Origin of the sequence: Streptomyces sp. HSW2009 (assembly GCF_040240285.1) — a bacterium.
In the GTDB taxonomy this organism is placed as follows: domain Bacteria; phylum Actinomycetota; class Actinomycetes; order Streptomycetales; family Streptomycetaceae; genus Streptomyces.
The window spans coordinates 1-3,910 of sequence record NZ_JBEHZD010000646.1 but is presented as its reverse complement, the minus strand read 5'-3'; the positions used below and the strand labels follow the sequence as shown (position 1 = coordinate 3,910).

The 3,910-nt window shown below is 75.2% G+C and carries 3 protein-coding genes and 1 pseudogene; 1 reads left to right on the top strand and 3 read right to left on the bottom strand.

Annotated features, from left to right (window positions below; genetic code table 11):
- Positions 1-207: 207 nt before the first annotated feature.
- On the bottom strand, positions 208-1,098 hold the full coding sequence (locus tag AAHZ94_RS30080) for an MBL fold metallo-hydrolase (protein WP_349996887.1): 891 nt from the start codon (positions 1,096-1,098) through the stop codon (positions 208-210).
- 147 nt (positions 1,099-1,245) lie between these two features.
- On the opposite strand from AAHZ94_RS30080, the gene AAHZ94_RS30075 reads away from it, so the two are divergent.
- Complete coding sequence (locus tag AAHZ94_RS30075; protein WP_349996886.1) at positions 1,246-1,692, top strand: MarR family winged helix-turn-helix transcriptional regulator; 447 nt, start codon at positions 1,246-1,248, stop codon at positions 1,690-1,692.
- Positions 1,693-1,837: 145 nt separating this feature from the next.
- Here AAHZ94_RS30075 and AAHZ94_RS30070 read toward each other — a convergent pair whose 3' ends face one another.
- Positions 1,838-3,049: a cytochrome P450 gene (locus AAHZ94_RS30070; protein ID WP_349996885.1), complete on the bottom strand. Its 1,212-nt coding sequence runs from the start codon at positions 3,047-3,049 to the stop codon at positions 1,838-1,840.
- Positions 3,050-3,328: 279 nt separating this feature from the next.
- A pseudogene (locus AAHZ94_RS30065) lies at positions 3,329-3,910 on the bottom strand (hypothetical protein); the annotation flags it as partial.

The window sequence follows — 3,910 nt, the reverse complement described above, 5'->3', positions numbered from 1 at the left end:
CCCCCCGCCCCCCACCCCCCCCCCCCCCCCCCCCCCCCCCCCGCCCCCCCCGCGGCGCCGGGGGGGCCCCGGCGCGCGCGGGGGGGGGGGGCGGCCGGGCCCCCGGCGCCCCGGCCCCCCCCCCCCCGACCGGCGGCACGGCGCCACCGGACACACGACGAGGCCCCGGCCTACGCGGCGCCACGCCGCCCGTACGACACGACCCCGCTACGCGTCGACAGGCTGCCAGACCGGACCGTCGGGGCCGACCCGTACGCGCCCGAAGACCACGTCGGCGAAGTGGATGCCGAAGCCGATCGTGTCCGGCTGCTGGAGTTCGGCGACCAGTTGGCGGCGGTGCTCGACGGCCTGCGCCCCGTCGTGGTCGGGGAAGGCGGGCCATTCCGGGTGGCCGACCTGGACCGGCGAGTGCAGGGCGTCGCCGAAGGCGATGAGGCGCCGGCCGCCGCCGCTGATGACGTACGCGGCGTGGCCCGGCGTGTGGCCCGGCACCAGCCGGACCCGTACGCCCGGGAAGACCTCCTCGCCGTCCGCCACCGTGCGCACCCGCGGGGCGAGGGCGGCCACCATCTCGGGGCTGGTGCCGTGCGCCGCGAGGAGGTCGCGCTGCTTCCACTCGGGCTCGGCGACCAGGTAGGCGGCCCGGTCGAAGGCGGGGCGCTCGCTGCCGGGCGCCGGCTGCCAGGCCCAGCCGACGTGGTCCACGTGCAGGTGCGTGAAGGCCACCGCCTCGACCTGGTCGGGGGTGCGGCCGAGCGCGGCCAGGCCCTCGATCAGGCCGCCGGTGCGGATCTCGCCGACGGGGGTGCCGGGCTCGACCGGGAAGGCCGTGGGCCCGAAGCCGGCGTCGATGAGCAGCGCCCGGTCCCCGCGCTCCACCAGCAGCCCGCCGACGCCGGCCGCGAAGTAGCCGTCCGCGTCCAGGTGGTGGGCGTGGGTGGTCCACACCTCGTCGGGGGCGTCCGGCAGCCAGCCGCGCGGCGCGAGTTGCACCGAACCGTCCGGCACGAAGCTCACCTTCGTCTCACCCAATATCAGCGACCTCGGACCCGACGGTCTGCGGAACCGTTCCGTGTCGTGCGATGCGGCGGTGCTCATGGGGCGCTCATTCCTCTCCGTACGGGGACAGGGGACAGCGCGCCGCGAAACCGGTGCGCCGCGGCGGCAGCGCCCACGCTATGCATCAAGCCTTAACTATGCAAGCTTGCAATATTAAGACTGGATGTTCTTGCTAGGATGGGCCGCATGACGAACCCGGAAGCGCAGGCCATCGCCGAGCGGGAGCTGTGCGGCCTGATCAACGGGATGGCCCAGCAGATCGCGGAGCACGTACGGCAGCGGGCCGTGAAGCTGGGGCTGACCGCCCCGCAGGCCGTGGCGCTGCGCGAGATCACCGGGCCGATGACGATGCGCGAGCTCGCCGAGCGGATGAGCTGCGAACCCTCCAACGCCACGTTTATCGTCGACAAGTTGGAGCAGCGGGAGCTGATCGAGCGCTGCCCGCACCCGTCCGACCGGCGCGCCAAGCACCTCAAGCTCACCCCGCAGGGCGACGCGCTGCGTGAGCAGTTGCTCGCGCTGCTGCACGAGGAGTCCCCGCTGGCCGGGCTCACCCAGCCGGAGCGGGACACCCTCCAGCAGCTCCTGGCCCGGGCGACGGCCGGCCCCACGGGCCACGCGCCGGACAACTGACGCCACGGGGCGCATCGACGGGTCCCCGTGCGCCCGGCACACCCAACGCACCCGGTGCGCCCGACCGCCGGGCTCACCCGCCCCTCCCCTCCCCTCCGCCCGCACCCGCCGCTCCCACCGGGTGCGCCGCGTCCGGGTGCCGTCCTCACGCCGCGACCAGCAGTTCCCGCAGGCCGCGCTGGACGAAGCCGGGCTTGCGGGGCGGGTCGGCAACGGCGTGCAGGCCCGGCGCCCGGGTCAGCAACTCCTCGAAGACCACGGTGAGTTCGAGCCTGGCGAGCGGGGCGCCGAGGCAGTAGTGGATGCCGGCGCCGAAGGAGAGGTGCGGGTTGTCGGCGCGGGCGAGGTCGAGCCGGGTGGGGTCGGCGAACCTGGCCGGGTCGTGGTTGGCCGACCCGAAGAGCAGCGCCACCTCGCTGCCGCGCGGGATGACCGTGCCGGCCACCTCGATGTCGTCCAGCACCCACCGTTCGAAGAGGTGCAGCGGCGAGTCGTACCGCAGCAACTCCTCGATCGCGGTCGGCAACAGGGCCAGGTCGCCGCGCAGCGCGGCAAGTTGCTGCGGGTGCTGGAAGAGGGCCCACCAACTGTTCCCGGTGGCGTTCACGCTCGCCTCGTGGCCCGCGTTGAGCAGCAGGACGCAGGTGGAGACCAGCTCCTGTTCGCTGAGCCGGTCGCCCGCCTCGTACGCCGCGATCATGGCGCTGATCAGGTCGTCGCCCGGCGTGGAGCGGCGGGCTGCGATCAATTCCCTTAGGTAGTCGGAGAATTCGGTGCTGGCGCGCACCGCGCGGCGGGCGGTCTCCGGGCTCGGGTTCAGTTCGTACATCGCGCAGATCTCGGCCGACCAGGGGCGGAGCAGGCCGCGGTCGGCAGGTGGCACGCCGAGGAGTTCGGCGATGACGGCGACCGGCAGCGGCTCGGCGACATCGGCGATCAGGTCGCCGCCGCCGTCCGCGAGCAGCGTGTCCACCAGCGATGCGGTCAGCCGTCGGACGACGGGCGCGAGCCGTTCGACGGTACGGGGCGTGAACGCCTGCGAGACGAGCCGGCGCACCCGCGGATGGGCGGGCGGCTCCAGGTCGAGCAGCCCGTTCGCGTCGAGCGTGGTGAACGGCTCGTGCTCGGGCGGCGGCGCCGGCCGGCCGAACTCCTCGTGGCTGAACCTGTGGGTGTAGCTGCGGCCCAGGCTGCGGTGCCGAAGCAGCGCGCGGACGTCCGCATGGCCGGGCACCAGCCACTGATCGGTCGGCGCGAAGTGGTGCACCCGCCCGCGCGCCCGCAACTCCGCGTACCCCGGGTACGGATCGGCAGCGAACTGCGGGTCCCACGGGTCGAACGCCACCGGCTCACTCATGCCCCCACTATGCCGGGGACCGGGAGCCCGATCCAGGACCGACCCGGGGCGAATTGCCTTGCAGGGGGCAGCAGTTGGAGGGTTGGACGGTGGGGAGAGTGGAGGGGTGGGGGTTGAGGATTGAGGGTTGAGGGTTGGCCAGGGTTGGTCCGACCAGGGGGTGGGTGTGGGCCGGGGTGGGCCGAGGGTTGGGCCGTGGGTGGGTGTTTGGTCGTGGGTCGGTGTTTGGTCGTGGGTGGGTTGCTCGGGTCGGGCCCGTTGGGGCGCTCGCCGGGTGGGTCAGATGAGGCGGGAGATCTCCGCCAGGACCGTACGGGCCGCCGGCGCGGCCGGGTCGATGGCCGGGAAGTGGCCGGCGTCCGCGATGCGCACCAGCCGGACGGGCTGGCCGGCGGCGTCGGCCGCGGCCACGAACGCCTCCGCCACCGCGGGCGGCACGTCCACGTCGTCGGCGCCCTGGACCACGGTGGTGGCAACGCCGGTCGGCAGCAGGGCGACCGGATCGGTGCAGGCCAGACGGTGGGCGACGGAGGCGTCCGGGGTGGCGGGGGCCGGGGTCGCAGCGTCCGGGGCGGTGGACCCCGCGGTGGCCGCGTCCGGAGTGGCAGGTTCCGGGGGTGTGGATGATGCCGGGAGTTCCAGCAGTTCGTCGACCGCGGCGGAGCAGACGGCCAGCGCCCGGGCCGTCGCGAAGTCCGCGATGGGGGCGAGGGCGACCACCCCGCGCAGCGCGGGCGGTGCGGGCAGCCGCCACGGGGCACCGGCCGGCCGGCGGTGGCCGGGCCCCCCCCCCCGCCCGGGCGGGCCCCCCGCCCCGGGGCCCCCCCCCGCCGGGGGGGGTTGGACGACGCGCCGGCCCCC

Bases quoted from the DNA above. Each gene is read 5' to 3' on its own strand.
- AAHZ94_RS30080 (WP_349996887.1), bottom strand. From the start codon at position 1,098: ATGAGCACCGCCGCATCGCACGACACGGAACGGTTCCGCAGACCGTCG.
- AAHZ94_RS30070 (WP_349996885.1), bottom strand. From the start codon at position 3,049: ATGAGTGAGCCGGTGGCGTTCGACCCGTGGGACCCGCAGTTCGCTGCC.
- AAHZ94_RS30075 (WP_349996886.1), top strand. From the start codon at position 1,246: ATGACGAACCCGGAAGCGCAGGCCATCGCCGAGCGGGAGCTGTGCGGC.